Here is a 22,036-nt window from a genome sequence, read left to right as displayed (position 1 = left end):
CTTAAAAAGCCGCCATCAGTGCTAAATCCGCTGGTGGCGCGCATCCCCAGAGACTGAGCACATAGCCTCCTTTTCCAGACCCCGTAGGTTTTACGGCAAGTGCCCCCTGAGCGCGCAGCAGTTCCATGTGCGTTTTCAACGCGTCCGTCACCAGTCCCCAGTCACTGAAACAGCCGGCGGCCTGTTCTATAGCCTTTACCAGTCGTGGCAGTGCCTCTGGACCTGAATCAGCAAGAGCGTCTGCCGCAAGTGTGACGCTCTCATGCATGCGTGCATCTATGACTTGAGCCACATCGGGTGCCCGTTGCCACAATTGCCGAACCGTCTCGATGCACGCCGCGGTAGCCCCCTGCTCACCACAGGATGAGAGGTACCAGGCGGGTGACCAGGTCTCTGAAAGTGCGTGACTTTCGCCCGCGCAAAACCACCTGCCGCCAGGCGCTGCTACTCCCGCAATATCAAGCCCGCTGCTTTTACCATGGAAATGGTCTTCAAGGCGTTTGGCGAAAGCAGGAATGGCGCTTGTTGAAACCACGCCCAGATGCGCAAGCCAGCGGGCAAAGACCACTGAAATGGCTGCAGAGGCGCCGAGACCGACACCCACCGGCAAATTGCCCTCAAGGCACAACGTACCCGCTGCCTCGTTTAACACGCCCTCTGCACGAAGAACCTCCAATACAGCAAGGGCTGCCTCGCGCAGGATATCAGCCTGTGCGCCATGGGTTTCGAGCGTAAGCGGTGCCTCAGTTCGATGCCAGGTCAGGGAGAGCGTTTTCGCGGGCAGCGGAAACACCAGTGCCGGATGCCCGCGCAGCACCGCATGTTCACCGGCGAGAATCCACTTGCCACAGGCCGTAGTCTGAAAATCACAGGACATCACAGTTTCCAAGCCATTTATCCTGCATCAGGGCGCGCGCAAGGCCCATCTGATCAGGTCGATAAAGAAGATGAATATTGGGGCCTGCGTCCATGGTGACGATAGGACCATCGCCGGTATCCTGCCAGTGCGTTTCGAGCTGATTCAGAAAGTTTCGAACCTCTGGCGTGCGGTAGGTAAATGGCTCCGCGGCTGTTTCAAAAAGCGAATGCATGTCATGAAATTCACGCCACGTAATCTGCGCGGCCACTGCCCAGTCATTATGCTCAAGGGCTGCAATGAGGGTTTTGAGGTTGTCCTCAGCGCGTTGTGTGCGCCCCGCATACAGCGGACTTGTAAGAATACGCCGATGCGCCTCACTGGAGGATACCGCTTTCTCTTCGTGGCTGAGCACGAGCACCTGATGGAAAAGTTCACCACAGGGAAAATCCATGGCACACACCGTCTCGTCACGCCAGAGCGCCCACGGGCTGAAGAATGAACGGCAGGAGGAGCCAGAGCCTTCACGACTGAGCGCCGCCTGCACCTCAACAGAAGGCGTCTCCTGTCCGGTGAGTTCGCAGAGGGCCTCAACGCTGCACCGTGTTAATGCCGCAAAGCTTGAGGCAGAGCTCGCCAGTCCGCAGCCCTGGGGGAAATTATTGCTGGAACGCACCACAAACGCACCCTCATACCCAAAATGGGTTTTCATGCGCAACAAGTGCTCAAGAAACCGCGCCTGAGCGGATTTCGAAAGCGTAAAAGGTGCGCTGCCGGGGGTTTCCAGCGGCTCCCAGCGGTCCTTTCGGCCCGGAATGTTTTCAAGCGACACACTGGTCACAAGGTGCTTCAGGGTCCAGGAAAGCGACGGATTAGCCGGCAGATTATGGGCTTCATCAGACTTTCCCATGTATTTTATCAGCGCAATATTGGAAGGCGCCTGTGCGAACCATTGCATGCGGTTTCTCCTGCAAAATCCAAATCAACAGCTTACCATGCCAGCGGTCTCGACTTTAGCTATTTTTGATGATGTCATTCCCGTGAAGGCGCTGAGTAATCCCGACACCGGCACAGTGCAATACCAGGAATGGGTCCCCGCCTTCGCGGGGACGACAGGCAGGGGCACAGGCTTTTGGCATGACACAACCCTTGTCATTCCCGCGAAGGCGGGAAACTATCTTTTAAGCTAATCTTTTGCCAAATTGAGCCTCATTTCCCGCCTTCGCGGGGACGACAGCCCGGGGGGCACAGGCTTTTGGCATGACACAACCCTTGTCATTCCCACGAAGGCGGGAAACTATCTTTTAAGCGAATCTTTTGCCAAATTGAGCCTCATTTCCCGCCTTCGCGGGGACGACAGGCTGGGGGGCACAGGCTTTTGGCATGACACAACCCTTGTCATTCCCGCGAAGGCGGGAAACTATCTTTTAAGCTAATCTTTTGCCAAATTGAGCCTCATTTCCCGCCTTCGCGGGGACGACAGGCTGGGGGGCACAGGCTTTTGGCATGACACAACCCTTGTCATTCCCGCGAAGGCGGGAAACTATCTTTTAAGCTAATCTTCTGCCAAATTGAGCCTCATTTCCCGCCTTCGCGGGGACGACAGCCCGGGGGGCACAGGCTTTTGGCATGACACAACCCTTGTCATTCCCACGAAGGCGGGAAACTATCTTTTAAGCGAATCTTTTGCCAAATTGAGCCTCATTTCCCGCCTTCGCGCTGAGCAATCCCGACACCGGCACAGTGCAAAACCTGGAATGGGTCCCCGCCTTCGCGGGGACGACAAAAGAATATGCCCTAACGCCCGGCAGCATCATTCCATAAAATTTTATGCAATTGCAGCTGGAAGCGCACGGATAATCTATCCTCGAGAATCCACTCGGCGAGCATCGCCGGATTAAGTTCATTCCATGAAGGGGAAAAGAGGACATGAAAACGGGTTTCAAGCGTATGTTCTTTCAAGCAGGCGCGCGCCCATTCGTAATCTGCCCGCGAGCACAACACAAATTTAATCTGATCGGATGGCTTTAAAACCGCGAGATTTTCCATGCGATTTTTAGCGCACTCACCTGAATCCGGAGTTTTAAGGTCCATTACTACGAGCACCCGCGGGTCAACCTCTGCAATATCGAGCGCGCCGCTCGTTTCAAGCGAAACCGCAAAGCCCTCATCACACAACAGGCGCAAAAGATCTATGCATCCGGGCTGCGCGAGCGGCTCGCCACCGGTTACACATACCCGCATGCAGCCATATGAGCGCACTTTATCGAGAATATCCTGAAGCGTAAGACGCGTACCGCCTTTGAACGCATAGGCGGTATCGCAATAACCACAGCGCAGCGGGCAACCTGTGAGACGCACAAACACCGTCGGCAAGCCCACGGTGGTAGATTCGCCCTGCAGAGAATGAAAAATTTCGGTAATGCGCAACACCATCTGACTATCCGGCTTTGAGGGTTTCGAGGCGTTCGCTGGCAAGGAGAGCCGCCTGAGTGTCAGGGAACTGTGAAACCACCTGCTGCAGACGTTCACGCGCGTGCGCCTTATCGCCTGAAGCGGCCAGTGCATAGCCCATCTTTAACATGCTGGCCGAGACCTTGCTGGAGGTCGGGAAACGGGTAATCACCGTTTCAAAGTGCTGCATCGCCTGTGGCCAGGCTTCCTTCACGAGATAGAGCTCGCCCAGCCAGTATTCTGCGTTGGCCGTATATTCGCCCGAAGGGTAGCGCTCGGTAAAAGCCTGCATGGCATTAAGTGCTTCAGTAAAACGGCGGTTTTTCACGAGTTCATAGGCAGCGAGGTAGCTCTGCTGTTCGGTCATCACACCCGTTGGTGCGACTGCGGGGAGTGCCGCGATTTTCGCCCTGTCCGCCTCTGGAAGTGCGGCAGCTTTAGGAGAAGTGTCCGTTGGAGAGGTACTGGCAGACGGCATGCGCAGCCTTGCATCTAAATCCTTGTAAAAAGAAAGCTGCTGCTCCTGCAGGCGTTTCAAATCATGCGCCTGTACTTCGAGTTGCCCCCGCAACTCCTGAAGTTCCTGCTGCAGACCTTGGATTTTGTTGATAAGCGCTGCATTGTCTCGCGTAAGCGCATCCGCGCCCGTATCTCTCGCTATCGGCGTTTCGGTCACGTCAGCGGTGTCATCGTCAGCAGCGGCCGTCAATGGCCGCGCGTACGCGGCCTGGTTGTTTTCCATCAGCGCGAAGTTCTCGCTGTCATCCACCACAGGCGCCTCGGCAAAGGCGCTCCATGACAGCGACAGGCAAAGAAGTGCGCGCGTGAGTGGAGTGAATCCCGCTTTCATCGGGTAGCCTCATAGGTGAATTCCGCACGGCGGTTTTGCAGGTGTGAAGCTTCATCATGGCCGAAGTTGGCGGGACGCTCCTTACCGTAGCTCACGACTCGCATCTGATTGGCATCAACACCGGCCATGCGCAGAATTTCTGCGACCGTGTTGGCACGACGCTCGCCAAGTGCGATGTTGTACTCGCGGCTGCCGCGCTCGTCAGTGTGTCCGGCAATCAGCACGCGCGCGCCGGGATGGGTACGCAGGTAATCCGCCTGAGCATTGAGCGATGGCAGGTATTTGCTGTTCAGCGTGCTGTCATCGTAAGAGAAAAGGTAGACCTGATTATGGGGCGCCTGCGTGGTGTAGGACTCGCCTGGCTCCTGACCGGCAAAGCGACTCATCTGACCGAGGCCGCGTGCCATGGCATCAGCACCGTTCATGCCCATGCCGCCGGCGCTGCCGGGTGATTTGGAACAGGCAGCAAGCAGGACCGCGCCTGCACACATCATACCCCACTTGGCAAATACTGTGGCTTTCATCCGATGTCTCCCTCGTTTTTTGTTATAAGACTCTGAATAATTTCATCCGATTGACTGGCGGGTCATTGTACAAGTGTTTCGCTTATTTGGCCAGAGGCCTGCTGTTTTGCGTGTTTTCGAGGACAAACCGTGTTATTTGCGTTGTCAGCGCCACGGTTGCCCGGTTGGCGGCTTCTGCCCCTCCAAGTGGTGTGGGGGCATGTGCAGGTTCGTGGATGCTGAGAATGCGCGAGGCAAGGACCTTATTATCAAGGGTGCGCGTCAGCACCACTTTCACCGACAGCTCAATGACAGAGGGTTTTTGCAGGAAGTTCTGTTCTAATCGCAGCAACTGGGTATCAAGGCGATAGTCTGCCGCCGGCGCGTAAGGCGTGGAGGCGACCGCATAAAACTGTCCGCTTTTCTGAAGACTTTGCACGATGAGCGGGAACAGCATGTCCGCAGGCGGACTGACCCAGGCATTGTGTGCAAAAGCACTCAGGGTATAGGGTTTGTTCACATAGAGCATTTGTGATGTCTGATATCCCGCCACTGCATCCGGCTGACTGACAAGAACAGAGCTCGCCGCACGTGCAGGGCCTCGCGCATCACTGCCAAATGCAAACAGGCGGTATTCGGTGGTTTGTGGCAGTTTAACCGGTGAGCATGCACTTACGAGCATGCAAACGAGCGGAATAAAAAGGATTCGGTGATGGCGCATGCTTATTCTCCAGGTCCAGGTGCGGGGGGTTTCGTACCGCGCCACACCACGGACGGATTCTGGCGCATGGCGTCACTGACCTTTTCAAGGTTCGCGGCAATGGCATCAAGACGATGCACCAGCTGTATAAAGGGCGGGATGGTCTGTTCTGAGATTTTATCAAGCGTCTGTTTGCCCGAGCGCATGGTGCGGGTCGCTTCTTCACCCGCGGCTTTAAAGACATCAGACGTATCACGTATGGTCTGAATGCCGGCGCGCAGGTCGCGCATGATTTGTGGCAGCCCCTCACTGACACTGGCCATGTTTTTCATGAATACATCAACATTCACGAGCGTTTTATCAATTTCTGCGCTCTTTTGAGCAAAGACCGCGCTGACTTTTTCCAGATTGGCAATCAGGTCATGAATATTTTCCGCATTTTTTTTATCAAAAACCCGCAAAATGCCTTTGCTGACATCGGCAAAATTGGTTGAGGCTTCCTTGAGTACTTTATCGAGCTGATTAAAAAGCGAAGGTCTTGCCGGAATGATGGGGTATTTTTCCCCGGGAATAACTTCGATGGGCGTCAGCACCGAAGAACTTGCGGAAAGCCCTACATAGGTAGTTCCGGTAAGCCCCTGCGTAATCAGGGTGGCACTGGTACTGATGGTGATGGGCGTACCATCTTCGATGCTTAAGAGCAGTTTAACCTGACGCGGGTCATGGCGGTTCAGCTGGATTTCACTCACATACCCCACCTGCACGCCGTTAAATTTCACCGGCGAGTCTTCGCTCAACCCTGATACCGCCTCATGAAGGTATACGGCATAGGTGGAATGCTTTTTCTGGTCAAAACCCACCGAGAGCCACAGACCAAAACTTAAGAGAGCCGCTGCGAGAATCAGTACGGTAGCTCCCACAACGGTGTAGTTAATTTTCGCTTCCAATCACGTATTCCCGGGTAGACGGATTAAACCAGTTTAAAAGTTACTGAAGTAATCAGCAATCAGTGGATGTGGATTTTTTCGCAATTTTTCAAGCGGCGCTGTTTCAATGATACGGCCATCGCCCACAAACGCGATTCGGTCAGCCACGCCTCGCAGTGACTCCATGTCATGGCTTATCATGACAATGGTCAGGTTAAGCGCATCGCGCAGGAAGCGCACCAGCTCATCAAATCGGCGGGCGCTGTGCGGGTCAAGGCCAGTTGTTGGCTCATCGAGAAACAGAAGTTCCGGGTCCATGGCGATGGCGCGTGCAGCTGCGGCACGCCGCTGCATCCCTCCGCTGAGCTCCGCTGGAAATTTTGCCGCCGCCTCAGGCGGCAGCCCCACCAGAGAGATTTTTAACATGCCAAGGCGCTTCATGAACGCTTCATCCAGTTCGGTAAACTCGCGCATGGGAAACATGATATTCTCGAGAACGCTCATCCCGGAAAATAATGCACTGTGCTGAAACATCATTCCCCAGCGCCGCCGCAGGCGGTTTTCAGCTGCTGTTGAGAGTGTGGAGATGTCTTCCCCAAACAGCCGAATGGTGCCGGAAGTGGGCTTTAACAGCATCAGGAGGCTGCGCAGAATGGTGGTTTTGCCGCTGCCGCTTCCACCAATGATGGCAAGGATTTCCCCTTTTTCGACAGTTAAATCCACGCCTGTATGCACCCACTGTCCACCCAGGCAGTTTTTAAGATCCTTGATTTCAATGACCGGAGTGCTCATTTACAAATCCATCCAGCTGTAAATGATGGAATACACCGCATCCGCGATAATAATCAGAAACAGCGCCTGCACCACGCTGCGTGTCGTCTGGCTGCCGATACTGTCGGCATTGGCCTCAACGCGAAACCCCTGAAAACACCCTACCAGCGCGATAATAAGCGCGAATGCGGGCGCTTTATACAAGCCCAGCATAAGTTGTTCCAGTCCTACAGACGCACGCAGACGCTCCATAAAGTCGATATAACCGACACTGAGCATCCATTTTGACATAATCGCAGCCCCTGCAAGGCTGAACATGTCAGACCAGAAAATCAAGAGCGGAAAGACGAGCAGTAAACCCAGTACCTTCGGTAACACCAGTAATTCCACAGGCGATAAGCCCATGGTTTCAAGAGCATCCACTTCTTCATTAATTTTCATGCTGCCAATCTGTGCGGTAAATGCGGAACTGGTGCGCCCGGCAACAATAATTGCCGTGATAAGTGGCGAGAACTCGCGAAATATGGCAAGGCCCGACAGATAGGCGATGAAGATATTTGCCCCATAGGTCTGCAGCTGCAGGCCCATCTGGTAGGCAAGTACCACACCAATAAGAAAGGACAGAAGCGCAAGAATCGGCAGGGCCTGCACGCCGGTTGAGTATACATTGGACGCAATGGAGGGTATGCGAAAACGCCGCCAGTTGCCAAGTGCTTCGGCAAGGCGTGTGGTCATGTCACCGATAAGCATGATAAAGCCATCGGCCTGGTCGAGCTTGCTGACAGTTTCTGCGCCCACCCGCCATAAAAAAGGTTTTGTGGGTCTTGGCGGCGGAGGCGTGAGGACGTCCGTGCGGACATCAACAAGGTTTATCAAAGCTTCATGCGTTTTGGAAAAACCCTGAAAGGTAACGGTGTTGCCCTTCTCTTTCAGGAGATTGACACATTGCGCAAGTGCCAGCGCACCGGCACTGTCAAAGAGGCCAAGCTGAGCACCATCGATAACAAGCGCGGCAGACTCCGGCAAGGTCTCGCGGTGAAAGTTTTCGGTAAAGCCATCCAGCAGCAGGACCGTCCAGTCACCCTCGCAATGGTAAACACTGCCCGTTTCATCGAAACGCATTACCGCCTTGCTGTGCACGTATGCCCTTGCCCGCGAATGAGTGTTGCCATGAGCTTAACACAGTGCATTGTGGGGGGAAAGCAGCCCCCCGGCTTCATCGGGAGCAGCGAATCACCGTCTGTCCCCCCATATAGGGATGGAGTGCCGCCGGCAGGTGAATATTTCCTTCGGCATCCTGACCATTTTCAAGAATGGCAACGAGCGTGCGCCCTACGGCAAGGCCTGAGCCATTGAGCGTGTGCACGAGTTTAGTGTCTTCTTCGGCATGCGTGCGATAACGCGCCTTCATGCGCCGCGCTTGAAACGCTTCCATGTTGCTGCAGGAAGAAATTTCGCGATACGCATTCTGCCCCGGCAGCCAGACCTCAAGGTCACAGGTTTTGGCAGACGAAAAACCAAGATCGCCCGTACATAACGTCACCACGCGATAAGGAAGCTCAAGACGCTGCAGAATGGTTTCTGCATCACGAATCAGCTGCTCATGTGCGTCCCAGGAGGTTTCCGGTGTGGTCACCCAGACCAGTTCAACTTTTTCAAACTGGTGCTGGCGAATCAGACCGCGGGTGTCCTTGCCATAAGAGCCTGCTTCACTGCGAAAACACGGTGAATGGCAGACGCGTTTTATGGGAAGCTCTGCACTCGATAATATGGTATCGCGCACAATGTTGGTGACAGGAATTTCAGACGTTGAAGCAAGATAGTATTCAGAATCACCGGTAAGCTTAAAGAGGTCTTCTTCAAATTTTGGCAGCTGTCCGGTGCCGCGCAGGCTGTCGCCGTTTACGATATAGGGTACATACACTTCTTCATAGCCATGTTCACGCGTATGAACATCGAGCATGAACTGCGTCAGCGCACGCTGCAGGCGAGCCAGTTCGCCCTTTAAGACCACAAAGCGCGCTCCACTGATTTTGACTGCCGCGGCAAAATCCATCTGTCCCAGCGCGTCCCCCAGTACATCGTGGGGTTTGGGCGTAAAATCAAAGGTACGTGGAACCCCGAAGCGGCGGATTTCCACGTTTTCAGTCTCGTCCTTGCCCATCGGCACGCCCGGGTGCGGGATGTTTGGCAGGCTCATTATCAGAGCCTCCATGTCGGCAAGGACCGCATCAAGGCTCGAACGGTGCGCGTCCAGCTCTGCGCCAAGCCGTCCGACTTCGGCACGCATCGGCTCGATATCCTCACCCCGCGCGCGCGCCTCGCCAATGGCTTTGGAGCGGGAATTGCGCGTATTTTGCAGCGTTTGTGTCGCTACCTGCAGGCGCTTGCGCTCTGACTCCAGCGCCAGAAACGCATCCACATCAAAGACAAACCCGCGCCGGGCAAGCTGAGCCGCGACTTCATGGGGGTTTTCACGCAACATCTGAATGTCAAGCATGTTTTACTCCTCGTTCACCTGCGCCAGCCACTGCACCATACGCCCTGCCTCAATGGTTTCGGGAAAGGCCGCGAGTACCGCATCCACCCGCTCGGGGGTATCAAAAAATTCGAGCACAACCGGCAGGTGAAAATGCATATCCAGCAACGATGCTTCGCGCTCTATGCCCGTATGTCCAAATCCCCTGATGCCGCGAAAGAGTGTGGCACCACGCACCCCTGACACGTGCAGGTGCTCATAAAGCGCCTTAAGTACGGGCGCGTCTTCGCTGAGATACACACGCACCATCCGAACCTGTGTCATGCTGCCCCTCCCAATACACGCGCGCAAAGGACTCCGGCGATAACCGCGCCCAGCGCAATCGTTACATTCAGCACCACATTAAGCACCGCAGCAGTTGTCTCTCCCTGCTGATGCAGCATTAATGTTTCCCAGGCAAAGCTTGAAAAGGTCGTGTAAGCTCCCAGAAACCCGACTACGGCAAACAGGCGTATGGCCTCAACACTTGAAAAGCGCTCCATGACAAACACCATGATAAAACCGACCAGAAAAGAACCGAGCCCATTTACCGTTAGTGTGCCGAAGGGATATTCCGACCCGGTAAAGCGGCTCGCAATGCTCACGGTGCCAAAGCGCGCAAGCGCGCCCAGCGAACCACCGAGCGCTATCCATACGAGCCCGTTTACCACAATCACCTCACAATGCCGCGCGTGGACGTATTGAGTGAATCAATCAGTGGCGTCACTTCCGGGCACTCGGCCTGCATCTGCTCAAGCTCGGCAACGGCCTGCTGCACGGTATATCCCTTGCGGAAAATGATCTTGTAAGCACGCCGCAGCCCGTCAATGGCTGCTGGCGTAAAACCGCGCCGCTTCAAGCCTACGGTGTTAATGCCGCACGCTGAGGTGGTGTGTCCGGCAATCATGACGTAGGGCAATACATCTTTAGTGACGTAAGTGGCGCGTGCGATAAAGGCGTACTGACCGACACTGCAAAACTGATGCACGGCGGCGTATCCGCCAATAATGGCGTAATCGTTCACCAGCACATGCCCCGAGAGTGCTGCGTAATTAATCATGATAACGTGGTTACCAATCATACAGTCATGGCCGATGTGCGAAAACGCCATCAAAAAATTATTGTTGCCAATGCGCGTGATGCCCCCGCCCTTAACGGTGCCGCGGCTTATCATGCAGTACTCGCGTATAACGTTGCCATCGCCGATTTCAAGCGACGTTTTTTCGCCCTGGTACGTGGTATCCTGAGGTTCATCGCCTACTGATGCAAACTGGAAAATGCGGTTGTTTTTCCCAATGCGCGTAGGACCTTCAATCACTGCGTGCGGACCTACCCAGGTATTATCCCCGATTTCAACATCGGCGCCGATAATTGCGCCAGGCCCTACAGATACCCCTTTCCCCAGTCTGGCGGAAGGATGAATAATTGCATGTTCACTGATCACTTTTTACTTCCTTCGCAACACTCAACAAATCGGCCGCACACGCAAGCTTGTCGCCGACCCATGCTTCACAGTGCATGGCCCAGAAATCGCGCTTGCGGTTAACCAGCCGGGCTTCAAGCCGCAGCTGATCGCCAGGCGTTACTATCTGTTTAAAGCGTGCATTGTCGATGCCTGCAAAAAAATACATAAACGAATGCCCCTCGCTTGCAGATCGCGAAAGACTCGAGAGTATGGCACTGGCCTGCGCCAGCGCTTCCAGCATCAAGACGCCAGGCATAATGGGCTGCCCCGGGAAATGCCCCTGGAAAAACGGCTCATTCATGGTGACGTTTTTAATGGCGGTGAGGTACTCAAACGGCGTATATTCCAGCACTCTGTCCACCAGAAGAAACGGATACCTGTGTGGAATATGCTCAAGAATACTACGAATATCAACAACGGATTCCGTCATGCTAAGCCCCTCGTGATTCGTGCCCCGATTTATAACCACCAGCTGCCTGGTGGCATATGAACGATACGAAAACCGTGCCCCGAGAGGCACGGTTTTCGCTTTTGCAGAACGCGTACAGCGCAGGTATTAATGAATTTCTTTCATTACCTGAGCCGTAACATCCAGCTTGTCAGAGCTGAAAGGTGCTGCGTCTTTCTGCAAAACAATGTCGTACTTGCCGGTGCTCGCAACACGGGTAATCGCCGCGCGGATTTTGCCGTACAGTTCTTCCATCGCTTCATTGTGAGCGGTGCTGAGTTCCTGCTGATACTGCTGACCTTCACGCTCAAACTTCTGCTGTGAAGCAACTATCGCGCGCTCAAGCTCTTTCTTTTGCGTCTGACTCATGACCGCACTGTCACGCTTGAATTTTTCCATGTCTTTTTTCAAAGACTCTTCCATGGCAACCAGCTTGTCACGGCGGGGCTTGAACTCTTTCTCAAGCTTTTCCTGGATGGCTTTCATCTGGGTGGAGGTCTGCATGATTTTCTGCAAATCAACCACGCCAATTCTTGCTCCATCTGCCAGAGCAGCTGTGCCTGCCATCAACAGACTCAAAGCCATCAGTACACGGCTCAAACGTTTCATGATTCCTCTCCAGAATGAAAAACAAGCATCGTATCACACTTCATTGCGGGTTGCGATAACCCTTCTGCAAGGAAAAAACCATACTGCCATCGCAAGTATTCCGCTTGCAGCGACTACCCCCATCAGGGACCAGGTGTTTTCAATTCCGGCAAGGCTGCAGCAGAAACTGGCCAGTGCAGAAAAACCAAACTGAAAACAGAGCGAAATGCCAAGAGCGAGCGCCATGCGCCCCGGAAAAGGACGCACGCTGGCAGCCGTAGCGGCTGTAACGACAAAGCCCGTACCGAAATAATATACAAGCATTGGCAGCAAAAACGTTAACAGTATGGATGCGGATACCCATGCGGCTCCCAGTGCCATGACGGAGGCCAGACCAAAAGCACTCACACCAGCCCCGACCAGCCGGTCGCTGTCTGTGTACCGGGAAAGTGCGGCGCATGCGAGTGTGCCAAAGATATGTGCGAATAATACGAGTGTCTTAATACCGCCAAAAGCGGCGAGGCTAAAACCTTCCGTGTGCATCAAAACAATGGCGCTGCTGGTATTAAACGCGGATTCCCCCGCCATCATCAACGCAGACACCGCAAGAATGCGCACAAAATAGCCGTTATGGAACACCTTGCGCAGACTTTCGGTAAAGCATACCTTCTGTTCCAAAGACGGGCGGGTTTCCGTAATTTTGCGGGCAGGAAGCAACAGGACGAGGCCATAACACGCCATGGCCAAACTGGCTCCCCGCCATCCGTAAACGCCGACCAGCAGGCTGCCGAGCAATGGTAAGAATGCGATGCAGACGCCGCCTGCGGAAAAAAGAAAGCCAAAGCGGGCAATGGCTTTGGCTTCAGGCTCTGAATCATTCACCATGGCACGCCCCATTAAAAGGGTTGCGCCAACGGCAAGTCCCTGGAGTCCACGGGCCAGAAGCATCTGCGGCAGGCTCACAGAGACTGCGGCAAACCCGTTGCTCAGCACATAAAGCCAAAGCCCCCCAAGAAATACCGGGCGCCTGCCCACGCGCTCACTCACAAATCCCCAGAGCAGCATGCCAAGCGCCTTACCCACGAGAAAGAACGACATTACAAGAGGAATGACCCCTGCCGCCACCTGAAAGTCCTCCGCAAGGCGTGGCAGTGCCGGGGCTAAAAAATAGATTCCGGCATTGCCAAGAAACCAGCTGAAGAGAATGACGAGCAGCAGACGCCTGTTCATTGCGACAAAATCTCCTTCCCGCCAGAAAACTCAGAAATTTTTCCTTCTCTAAAGCCCACTCGAACGATAACCATGAACAGCCCATAGAGTAGCGCCAGCAGTAAAAACAAGGAAGAAAGCGGCATCAGGCCTGCGGCAAAACCACCCAGCCCGACCCCAAGGATGTTTCCGGCCTTTGCAAAAGCATTCGCCATTCCAACCGCAGCACCCGGCGCGTGAGCGCGGTCATTGATTTCACAAAAAAGTGCTGGCAGGAGTGCGCCTAAGGTAATCCCCCAGCTAAAGCGCGCCAGCGCACTGACTACATACCCCGCATCCAATGCCTGAAGCAGCATGGAAAAGCCGCCAAGAAGCGCGCACCCCAGCAAAAAGCGGCGCCGCAAACGGGGGCAGGCACGCGCGGCATCGATACGGCGCCCGGTCCACGACGTACTGGCAAGCAGCCCGATGGCGGGCAATGAACACAACAGCCCTGTGGCGAGATATTGCCCTGGCATGCGGTTATTCATGGCGAGCGTAAAAACGGCTTCAGGGAAAAAGCGAATCAGCTGCGCGAGGATTATCAAGGTCCCGCTGACGAGCAGCATGCGGCTCATGCCTCGAGCGTCTGTGCGCTCAACCGTCTCGGTCCGTGTCACTTCTACACGCGGAAGTGCCATATACATCCAGCCGAGCGCGAAAAAACACAACAGTGCCGCCGCGGCATAGAGCAGCGTAAAGCCGCCGGCTCCCAGTAGAGCCCCTCCTGTCACTCCCGCAAACCCGGTACCGAGCGCTCTTGCCGATTGCAGTCGCACAAGAATGCGCCCCCGCTGCTCCCTGTTGTCAAAAGCAAGCGCATACGCCTGCATGGCGGCGAGAAACCCCGCAAAAAGCCCCTGCAGCAGGCGAATGAGAAGGATAACCCGTGTCGAGCTCGCAAACAGCATCATTATCTGAGAAAGGCATAGGGCCATTGCCGCACGCATCAGCATGGGGCGGTAGCCATGGCGGTCTGACAGGTACCCCCATAAAGGCGCCATCACCATGCTTGCCACCATCGGCAGTAACAAGGCGAGCATGTTCCAGAAAACCACCTGACTGGCGGGAACGTCCTCGAGGCCCGCAATCATGAGCCCCATCCAGGTATTACCCATTTCAAGGGCCAGCATCATTAAAAACTGACCGCCCAGCATGCAGCGCATGACCGATGCTTTCATGCAGGTTTCACCAGCGGATTTTTAACGGAAGTATACTGGTTCATGCCCGACTCATGGAGAAGACGCATGGAAAGCAGGCACTTCTGCTTCCAGGGATGGCGTAAAAGCCGCAGGCGCGCTTCCTGAAGACGCGCCTCGGGAACAACTGCAGCCAATGCTGCCAGTTCTTTTTCCAGACAGTCGCGCACGATGCCCCAGAGTGCTTCCTGCGTCATATCGCTGTGTGCAGAGAAGGCTTCAATGCAGGTTGCCAGATGGCTTAAGAGGTTGCCATGGGTAAATGTTGCGCATAGCGCTTCCAGCGTGCGGTTGCCGATGGTGACATCCGCGTGCAGACGCGGATAGTCCTGATTGTCAAAAAATGCCGCATCGCCAATGCCAATGCCGCCAAGATCGCGCAGCACAAGTGCCAGAATACGACTCTGCGCAATAGCCACGAGCACATTCTGCTGATGCGCTTCAAATGCCAGGCCGTGGCGCAAAAGAAGCGTTAACTGACCACGCAGCACACAGCGGCACCATTCGGCAAAAAATTCTGTGAGGTGCATGCCGCTCGCGGTATACACTTCAAGGAGCAGTGGCTTCTGACTCACGGGGGACATGGCAAACAATGCCGCAAGCGGAACGAGTACCGCCGTCTCTGGCACGCAGGTCGCGGGATTCTCCCGCACAATCATGGCGCAGTGCCTGTTTAAAGCAGCGTCCACATCCGGGCTGTCAAGATGCATGCCGCCACGTTCGGCCGCGAGATAGAGACTTCCCTCAAAATGACCATACTGCGCGAGCAGGCCATTTATCCAGCGTGAAACTTCCGGGCCGTTGCGTACGGAGGCCACCGACACGGTACGCGTGGCGGACGTGGTATGCACCCCGACTGAGAGCTTCAAATGCGGCCCTCCTGACTCCGGCATCATCGTGCGAAACGACATACTGGGGCGCGCCCACTGATGCTCGGGAAAAGCGATGGCATCTCCTTTAAGAATTAAAGGCGCGCATGCGCGGCGCAGGCGATTGCGCCACTGCCAGGGATGCACCACCAACGCCTGGTAGTCTTCGGGATTTTTGTGTCGCGCACTCAGGCGTTCGCAAAAGGCTTGATATTCGAGCGGAAAATGCTGGCGCAAAAGCGTGTCTAAGCGCCGGTCTTCTGCCGCACTTTTCACAGAATGGCGCGCCAATGCGCACCAGTAGAGCGGGACTCGCGCTTCAAATTCAGGCGAGTAACTCAACGTTTCAGAAAAAGAAAAACCGGATTTCACCCGAAAATTTGGATGTGTCGGGTGTCCGATACATCCCCACTGCTCGAGAAAAGCCAGGCGTTCACTGCCGGATAACGCTTCCTGTACCCAGAGCCAAAAGCTTAAATACCCCGAGGCTTCCCGCAAAAGGCACTCCTGCCAGTGCGCACGATACACTGAAGCCAGGGCATCGTTGGCGATGGATTGCTCCAGTTCACGGCACACTTTCTCCCAGCGAAGGGCTTCCTTAAGCCCGTTTTCCTGAAGATTGTTCTGGAGATGCTGCAGAAACCGGGGCATGCCGGATACCGGAAACGGCGCATTTGCAAGCCCCTCGCGCAAAACCGCGGCCTGAAGGCGCTTGACACAACGTTTTTCAGCCTGCATTAACGCACTCTGCATGCGTGCTCCAGATACCGAAAGCCCCGTTTCAAAGAGAAAAAACCGTAACGTTTCTGACAGTGAAGCCGATGGAGTAAGCGCGGGAATCATGATGTCTTTCATAAACCGTCTGAGATGTTTTTTAAATAGTATTGATAATTATTCTCATTTGCAAGGAGTTGTTCACGCTCGTTATTCAGCAGGGATTTTTTCATCCCCATGGGGGCTGACATTCGTCTGTGTCTTGCGAGACCCGAAAGCCGGAGCCGCATCCCCAGGGGATTTTCCGCTGCACATCACCCTCAATGTACAGCAGCCAAATCCCCAGAAGACCGCCTCTAAATACCTGGCTCTATTCCCAGAGTCAGGCAGGGCTCAGTGGAAACTTCTTTTACGGCGGCCTCTACCACACGCGTAACCCGCGGGCTGCGTGTCGCCGGTGTTTCATCGAGCGCTTCTCCCTCAAGGCAAAAGGCTTTATGCAGCGCGTATACGCCTTTCTCAAGCAGTGCGGCATCAATCATCACGGAAATCCGAATCTCAGAGGTTGCGATGCGCTGGATGTTAATGCCTTCTGCCGCAAGCGTGTCAAACATCCGTGTCGCGACTTCAGGATGGCTCTTAAGACCCGCGCCCACAATAGAGAGCTTGGCAATGCCCTTCTCGCCACTCAAGGAGTCTGCCTTCAGGGCTTTTGCCGTATGTCTAAGGTGCTTCAGCACCAGTTCGTACTCGTCAATGTGGACGGTAAAGGTAAAGTCAGTGGTGTTTTCCGGGGTAATCTGCTGCACAATCATGTCGGCATTAACGCCAATAGCACTGATGGCTTTCATAATGGTGGAGGCAACACCTGGCGCATCGGGAATACCGCGCAGAGCGATTTTGCCCTCGCTGCGACTGTAGGCAATGCCACGCACGAGCGGCGATTCCATGCTCGCATGCTCTTCATAGGTAATGAGCGTACCCGGCCCCTCCTGCGAGGACGACAACACCCGCAGGGGAACGTTATATTTGCCGGCAAATTCAACCGCGCGAATCTGCAGCACCTTGGCGCCAAGGCTTGCGAGTTCAAGCATTTCTTCAAAGGTGATGCGCTCAAGCCGGCGGGCTTCGGGAACAACTGACGGGTCAGTGGTGTACACCCCATCCACATCCGTGTAAATCTGGCATTCATCGGCTTTTAATGCCGCGGCAATCGCAACGGCTGTGGTATCGGAGCCGCCGCGACCGAGTGTTGTCACGTTACCGTTTTTATCCACGCCCTGAAAACCGGCAATGACGACCACGCGCCCGGCACGCAAATCCTCCTGAATGGGCTGGGTATCGATCGCACGAATGCGCGCCTTGCGAAACTGGCTGCAGGTCTGAATACGCGCCTGCGCACCAGAGTAAGAGCGCGCATCGATGCCGCGATTTTGGAGCGCAAGCGCCATCAGTGCCATCGACACCAGCTCACCCGTTGAGACGAGTGCGGCATACTCACGCTCGGACGGCGACTCGCTTATCTGGTTGGCAAGGGCTATCAGGCGGTCGGTTTCGCCGCTCATCGCCGAGACAATGACAACGACATCGTGCCCGGCCTGTCTCGCCTTTGCCACAATATCTGCGGCGTGGTTGATGTGCGTCAATGTTGCCAGTGACGTACCCCCAAATTTTTGCACGAACAATGCCATGTCAGCGCCCCAGATTGAAGTGTTATTCCGCGCCCCCGGCAATCATTGCATCGATTGCGTCAAGACGACCGTTCAAGTCGTCCGGAACGCGCCCGCCACCCTGCGCCATGTCTTCCCGGCCTCCCCCCTTGCCACACAGGTGGCGCACCAATGTAGCGGCGGAGGGAACCTTGCCGGCCAGTGATTTACTTACACTGGCAACAACCTGCATACTGTCGCCTTCGGTGTAAAAGAGCACGATTACCGCCTGCTCAAGCCGCTCCCGCAGCCTGTCGAGCGTGGTGCGCAGGGATTGTCCATCCCCGCTTTCCAGGCGTTCAACAAGCAGGTTCACATCCCCCACCCGGCGCACTCGAGCCAGCATATCATCCCCCGAGCGTGCGAGCAGTTCCCCCTGCAGGCGCTGGCATTCCTTCTCCAACTGCTTTGTTTCATGCATAAACTGTGACAACTTTTCAGTAAGCTGCGCGGGGGTAGTACGCAGGGTAGCGGCCACGTGCTCAAGCGTCTCCTGCTGCGCGTTGACATAAGCCAGTGCATCAGCGCCTGTCAGCATTTCTATACGGCGAACACCACTGGCAACCCCGTATTCAGCAACGATTTTAAACAACCCTATATCGCCGGTGCGGCGCGCATGCGTGCCGCCGCAAAGCTCCATGGAAAAATCGCCCATGGACAGCACGCGCACGCTCTCGCCGTATTTTTCACCAAAAAGCGCTACAGCGCCTTTGGCGCGCGCATCTTCAATCGACATTTCTGCCGTAATCACCGGATAATTGGCGCGAATCTGCGCATTAACAAGCGCTTCTACAGCCTTAAGCGTTTCGGGGGAAAGTGCCTCAAAATGCAGAAAATCAAAACGCGCGCGCGCGGCGTCCACCAGCGAGCCGCGCTGTTCTACGTGCCCCCCGAGAATCTTTTTGAGTGCGGCGTGCAGCAGATGGGTGGCAGAGTGGTTGAGGCGAATGGCATCGCGCCGCGCTTCATCAACGCGGGCTTCCACGGTATCATCGACCGACAGCGCGCCTGAGAGCAAAACGCCGCTGTGCACAATAGCGTCTTTTATGCGCCGCGTATCCTCAACCCGAAACACAGCACCCTGATGCACAATCTCACCCGTATCGCCCACCTGGCCGCCACTTTCCGCGTAAAAAGGGGTTTCATTGAGCACTATCTGCGCTGGAACACCCGCGCCGACACAGGCCACGCGCTCTCCGTTCACTTGAATGGCAAGCACTTTTGCCTGAGACACCGTATCGGTATACCCCCGAAAAAGGCTGGACTCATGCCACTCGCCCTGGCGCGTAAAATCAGCGGCAAACTGGCTTGCTGCCTGAGACTGCGCACGCTGTTGCTCCATGCAGCGGTTAAAGCCTTCTGTATCAACTGAAAGCCCCTGCTCCCGAAGAATATCGGCGGTTAAGTCGAGCGGAAAGCCGTAAGTATCGTAGAGTTTAAAAGCCACGTCTCCCGGCAAAATCTTGCCGGTTAACTGCGCGATGGCGTCTTTTAGTACCTGGAGCCCAAACTCCAGCGTTTTGGCAAACTGGTTTTCTTCATGCAGCAAGACCTGCTCGATACGAAGTCTGGCATCGGCAAGCTCGGGATAGGCCGAGCCCATCACCTCAACAAGCGGCATCACCAGCCGATGGAAAAATGGCGAGGGCAAACCCAGTTTGTTACCGTGTCGCAGGGCACGGCGCGCAATTCGCCGCAGCACATACCCTCGCCCCTCATTACCGGGTACTACGCCATCGGTGATGAGAAACGCACAGGCACGCAGGTGATCGGCCACCACTTTCAGTGAAGGGTGATTGAGGTTAAGGTCTTTACCGAGAGCCGCAATCGCGCGAATCAGTACCTGAAAGCTGTCAATGTCGTAGTTGTTATGAACGCCCTGCACCACGGCCGCAATCCGCTCAAGCCCCATGCCGGTATCCACCGAAGGTTTGGGCAGCGGATGCAGTTTACCCGTGCTGTCACGGTTGTACTGCATAAAGACAAGGTTCCAGATTTCGATGTACCTGTCGCCATCTTCATCCGGGCTTCCCGGGGGGCCGCCAGGAATGTCAGGGCCGTGATCGTAGAAAATCTCGGTACACGGACCACAGGGACCGGTATCGCCCATCGACCAGAAATTATCCTTCTCGCCACAACGGGAAAAACGCTCACGTGAAACGCCCATTTCCTCAAGCCAGATTTTCGCCGTTTCCTCATCGTCCTTATACACCGTAACCCACAGGCGCTCCGGCGGCAGATGCAGAACGTTCGTTAAAAATTCCCAGGCAAGCCGGATGGCATCGCGCTTGAAATAATCACCAAAGCTGAAATTACCGAGCATTTCAAAAAACGTATGATGGCGCGCGGTAAAGCCCACGTTTTCAAGATCGTTATGCTTCCCGCCCGCCCGTACGCAACGCTGTGCGGTAACGGCACGGGTATAGGAGCGCGCTTCCGTACCAAGGAAGGTTTCTTTAAACTGCACCATGCCGGCGTTGGTAAAAAGCAGCGTCGGGTCATTCGCCGGAATCAGCGGACTTGAAGCTACCGGGGTATGTCCCTCACGGGCGAAATAGTCGATAAACGCTTTACGGATGTCTGCACTGTTCATAATAATTACTGCTGATGTTGAGATGCTGTCGTCACAGGATATGCCGACAGCCTCTTTAAACCGATTAATAAAACCGCTTCACGCAAAAGCGGCTCGAGCGGGTTGTTTCAGGTTTTCAACAACCGACTCACCATGTCTGCCTCAAAGCCCCGATACAGCAAAAACCGTTGTTGCCGGGCGCGGGAATCAGGTGAATCACCGGCTTCCTCCGCGCTGAACTTCTTCTCCCATACCGCACGCGCCAGTGCCTCCCAATCCGTTTCTGCATCGTTAAGAGCAGCACTGATAAGGGTCGGTGAGACGCCCAGCATACGCAGCTCACCGGCTATACGCCGTGGCCCATAGCCCTGACGAATGCGGGTACGGCAGAGCATTTCACAAAAGCGCACGTCACTCTGATACCCCTGTTCCTGCAGCGCGTCAAGGGCTTCACGCGCCGCGCGAGCCCCAAACCCCTTTGCTTCAAGGCGTTTCAGCAGCTCCTCGGCACCATACTCGCGCCGAACGAGCCACCTGAGCGCGCAGGAATAAGCATCGTCAGACATCCAGCGCCATATCGGAAAGATCTTCAGCCGGTGCCTTGAAAGGAACTGCCTTATTCAAGAGCTGCGCACGTATCTGCTGCTCAAGTTCAGCGGCAATGGCCGGGTTATCCTTCAGATACTGCCGGACATTGTCCTTACCCTGACCAATCTTTTCCTGACGGTAGCTGTACCAGGCGCCGGACTTTTCAATAAGCCCCAGTTGCGCGCCAAGGTTGATAATTTCGCTCTCGCGTGAAATCCCTTCGTTATAGAGGATATCAAAATCCGTGGTACGAAACGGCGGCGCAACCTTGTTTTTAACCACTTTAACGCGCGTTTCACTGCCCATGACTTCATCGCCCTTCTTGATGGCGCCCACACGACGAATATCAAGGCGCACGGAGGCGTAAAACTTCAGCGCGTTACCGCCAGTGGTGGTTTCAGGGTTGCCAAACATCACGCCGATTTTCATGCGAATCTGGTTGATGAAAATCACGAGTGTGTTCGAGCGCTTAATGTTGGCGGTAAGTTTTCGCAGCGCCTGTGACATGAGACGTGCCTGCAGGCCAACGTGGGTGTCTCCCATCTCGCCTTCGATTTCAGCCTTTGGCGTCAGAGCGGCTACTGAGTCAACAATCACGACATCAACGGCGGAAGAGCGCACCAGCATGTCGGTAATTTCCAGTGCCTGTTCACCGGTATCAGGCTGAGAAACCAGCAGCTCGGCAACGTTAACACCAAGTTTCTCGGCATAGCTCGGGTCAAGGGCGTGTTCGGCATCTACAAACGCGGCAGTGCCTCCCATCTTCTGGCACTCGGCAATGACCTGAAGGGTCAACGTAGTTTTACCGGAAGACTCAGGGCCATAAATCTCAACAATGCGCCCACGCGGCAGACCGCCAATTCCGAGGGCAATGTCGAGGCCCAGTGAACCGGTGGAAATCGCTTCGATGTCGGGGGTTGCATGATCACCCATGCGGATAACAGAGCCTTTGCCAAACTGGCGTTCAATCTGCGCGAGAGCTGCACTGAGTGCTTTTTGTTTATTGTCTTCCATAAGTTCACCTGTGTTGGAGCCGCAAAAAGCGAAATTATCACACA

Annotated in this window: 22 protein-coding genes; all 22 read right to left on the bottom strand. The window is 55.0% G+C overall.

Going from position 1 to position 22,036, the window contains the following annotated elements:
* Nucleotide 1: 1 nt before the first annotated feature.
* The 22 genes from E4T54_RS08155 to recA all read right to left on the bottom strand — a co-directional run bounded on the left by E4T54_RS08155 (nucleotide 2) and on the right by recA (nucleotide 21,992).
* Entirely contained in the window at nucleotides 2-880 is an 879-nt protein-coding gene (locus E4T54_RS08155; protein ID WP_028386659.1) for a mevalonate kinase family protein, read from the bottom strand.
* The gene (locus E4T54_RS08150; protein ID WP_028386658.1) at nucleotides 867-1,814 is read right to left on the bottom strand and encodes a diphosphomevalonate decarboxylase; all 948 of its coding nucleotides are present in this window, start codon (nucleotides 1,812-1,814) and stop codon (nucleotides 867-869) included. Before E4T54_RS08150 ends, E4T54_RS08155 begins: the two co-directional genes overlap by 14 nt.
* A gap of 839 nt (nucleotides 1,815-2,653) precedes the next feature.
* Nucleotides 2,654-3,292 carry a 7-carboxy-7-deazaguanine synthase QueE gene (queE, locus tag E4T54_RS08140; protein WP_028387450.1) on the bottom strand — a complete coding sequence of 213 codons (639 nt, stop codon included), beginning with the start codon at nucleotides 3,290-3,292 and terminating at the stop codon, nucleotides 2,654-2,656.
* 4 nt (nucleotides 3,293-3,296) lie between these two features.
* Complete coding sequence (gene ybgF / locus E4T54_RS08135; RefSeq protein WP_051551072.1) at nucleotides 3,297-4,160, bottom strand: tol-pal system protein YbgF; 864 nt, start codon at nucleotides 4,158-4,160, stop codon at nucleotides 3,297-3,299.
* A complete protein-coding gene (pal, locus tag E4T54_RS08130; RefSeq protein ID WP_028387449.1) occupies nucleotides 4,157-4,684 on the bottom strand; it encodes a peptidoglycan-associated lipoprotein Pal in 528 nt (175 codons plus the stop codon). Before pal ends, ybgF begins: the two co-directional genes overlap by 4 nt.
* An 82-nt stretch (nucleotides 4,685-4,766) precedes the next feature.
* On the bottom strand, nucleotides 4,767-5,384 hold the full coding sequence (locus E4T54_RS08125; RefSeq protein WP_028387448.1) for an ABC-type transport auxiliary lipoprotein family protein: 618 nt from the start codon (nucleotides 5,382-5,384) through the stop codon (nucleotides 4,767-4,769).
* A 2-nt stretch (nucleotides 5,385-5,386) separates the two neighbouring features.
* The gene (locus E4T54_RS08120) at nucleotides 5,387-6,310 is read right to left on the bottom strand and encodes an MlaD family protein (RefSeq protein ID WP_028387447.1); all 924 of its coding nucleotides are present in this window, start codon (nucleotides 6,308-6,310) and stop codon (nucleotides 5,387-5,389) included.
* Between the two features lie 33 nt (nucleotides 6,311-6,343).
* On the bottom strand, nucleotides 6,344-7,081 hold the full coding sequence (locus tag E4T54_RS08115) for an ABC transporter ATP-binding protein (RefSeq protein WP_028387446.1): 738 nt from the start codon (nucleotides 7,079-7,081) through the stop codon (nucleotides 6,344-6,346).
* The gene (locus tag E4T54_RS08110; RefSeq protein WP_035904121.1) at nucleotides 7,082-8,182 is read right to left on the bottom strand and encodes an ABC transporter permease; all 1,101 of its coding nucleotides are present in this window, start codon (nucleotides 8,180-8,182) and stop codon (nucleotides 7,082-7,084) included.
* A 94-nt stretch (nucleotides 8,183-8,276) separates the two neighbouring features.
* A complete protein-coding gene (gene serS, locus E4T54_RS08105; protein ID WP_028387444.1) occupies nucleotides 8,277-9,560 on the bottom strand; it encodes a serine--tRNA ligase in 1,284 nt (427 codons plus the stop codon).
* Between the two features lie 3 nt (nucleotides 9,561-9,563).
* Nucleotides 9,564-9,863 (bottom strand): DUF190 domain-containing protein, encoded by a 300-nt coding sequence (locus tag E4T54_RS08100; RefSeq protein ID WP_028387443.1) that lies wholly within the window; start codon nucleotides 9,861-9,863, stop codon nucleotides 9,564-9,566.
* Entirely contained in the window at nucleotides 9,860-10,249 is a 390-nt protein-coding gene (crcB, locus tag E4T54_RS08095; protein ID WP_051551073.1) for a fluoride efflux transporter CrcB, read from the bottom strand. The genes E4T54_RS08100 and crcB overlap by 4 nt, the downstream gene beginning before the upstream one ends.
* A 2-nt stretch (nucleotides 10,250-10,251) precedes the next feature.
* The gene (lpxA, locus tag E4T54_RS08090) at nucleotides 10,252-11,022 is read right to left on the bottom strand and encodes an acyl-ACP--UDP-N-acetylglucosamine O-acyltransferase (protein WP_028387441.1); all 771 of its coding nucleotides are present in this window, start codon (nucleotides 11,020-11,022) and stop codon (nucleotides 10,252-10,254) included.
* The gene (gene fabZ / locus E4T54_RS08085; protein WP_028387440.1) at nucleotides 11,012-11,473 is read right to left on the bottom strand and encodes a 3-hydroxyacyl-ACP dehydratase FabZ; all 462 of its coding nucleotides are present in this window, start codon (nucleotides 11,471-11,473) and stop codon (nucleotides 11,012-11,014) included. The genes lpxA and fabZ overlap by 11 nt, the downstream gene beginning before the upstream one ends.
* A gap of 126 nt (nucleotides 11,474-11,599) precedes the next feature.
* A complete protein-coding gene (locus E4T54_RS08080) occupies nucleotides 11,600-12,100 on the bottom strand; it encodes an OmpH/Skp family outer membrane protein (protein WP_028387439.1) in 501 nt (166 codons plus the stop codon).
* A 33-nt stretch (nucleotides 12,101-12,133) separates the two neighbouring features.
* The gene (locus E4T54_RS08075; RefSeq protein ID WP_028387438.1) at nucleotides 12,134-13,309 is read right to left on the bottom strand and encodes an MFS transporter; all 1,176 of its coding nucleotides are present in this window, start codon (nucleotides 13,307-13,309) and stop codon (nucleotides 12,134-12,136) included.
* Entirely contained in the window at nucleotides 13,306-14,508 is a 1,203-nt protein-coding gene (locus E4T54_RS08070) for an MFS transporter (protein ID WP_028387437.1), read from the bottom strand. Before E4T54_RS08070 ends, E4T54_RS08075 begins: the two co-directional genes overlap by 4 nt.
* Nucleotides 14,505-16,238, bottom strand: coding sequence for an IucA/IucC family protein (locus tag E4T54_RS08065; protein WP_028387436.1), 1,734 nt, complete (start codon nucleotides 16,236-16,238; stop codon nucleotides 14,505-14,507). Before E4T54_RS08065 ends, E4T54_RS08070 begins: the two co-directional genes overlap by 4 nt.
* A 227-nt stretch (nucleotides 16,239-16,465) precedes the next feature.
* Nucleotides 16,466-17,800 carry an aspartate kinase gene (locus tag E4T54_RS08060; RefSeq protein ID WP_065230377.1) on the bottom strand — a complete coding sequence of 445 codons (1,335 nt, stop codon included), beginning with the start codon at nucleotides 17,798-17,800 and terminating at the stop codon, nucleotides 16,466-16,468.
* A 22-nt stretch (nucleotides 17,801-17,822) separates the two neighbouring features.
* Nucleotides 17,823-20,411 carry an alanine--tRNA ligase gene (alaS, locus tag E4T54_RS08055; protein WP_028387435.1) on the bottom strand — a complete coding sequence of 863 codons (2,589 nt, stop codon included), beginning with the start codon at nucleotides 20,409-20,411 and terminating at the stop codon, nucleotides 17,823-17,825.
* A 107-nt stretch (nucleotides 20,412-20,518) separates the two neighbouring features.
* Nucleotides 20,519-20,956, bottom strand: a complete 438-nt coding sequence (locus tag E4T54_RS08050) for a regulatory protein RecX (RefSeq protein ID WP_028387434.1) — start codon at nucleotides 20,954-20,956, stop codon at nucleotides 20,519-20,521.
* A complete protein-coding gene (gene recA / locus E4T54_RS08045; protein WP_028387433.1) occupies nucleotides 20,949-21,992 on the bottom strand; it encodes a recombinase RecA in 1,044 nt (347 codons plus the stop codon). The genes E4T54_RS08050 and recA overlap by 8 nt, the downstream gene beginning before the upstream one ends.
* Between the last annotated feature and the right edge of the window lie 44 nt (nucleotides 21,993-22,036).

The organism is Legionella geestiana (assembly GCF_004571195.1).
In the GTDB taxonomy this organism is placed as follows: domain Bacteria; phylum Pseudomonadota; class Gammaproteobacteria; order Legionellales; family Legionellaceae; genus Legionella_B; species Legionella_B geestiana.
The sequence above is the reverse complement of the archived record's forward strand: the minus strand, read 5'-3'. Positions and strand labels throughout refer to the sequence as shown.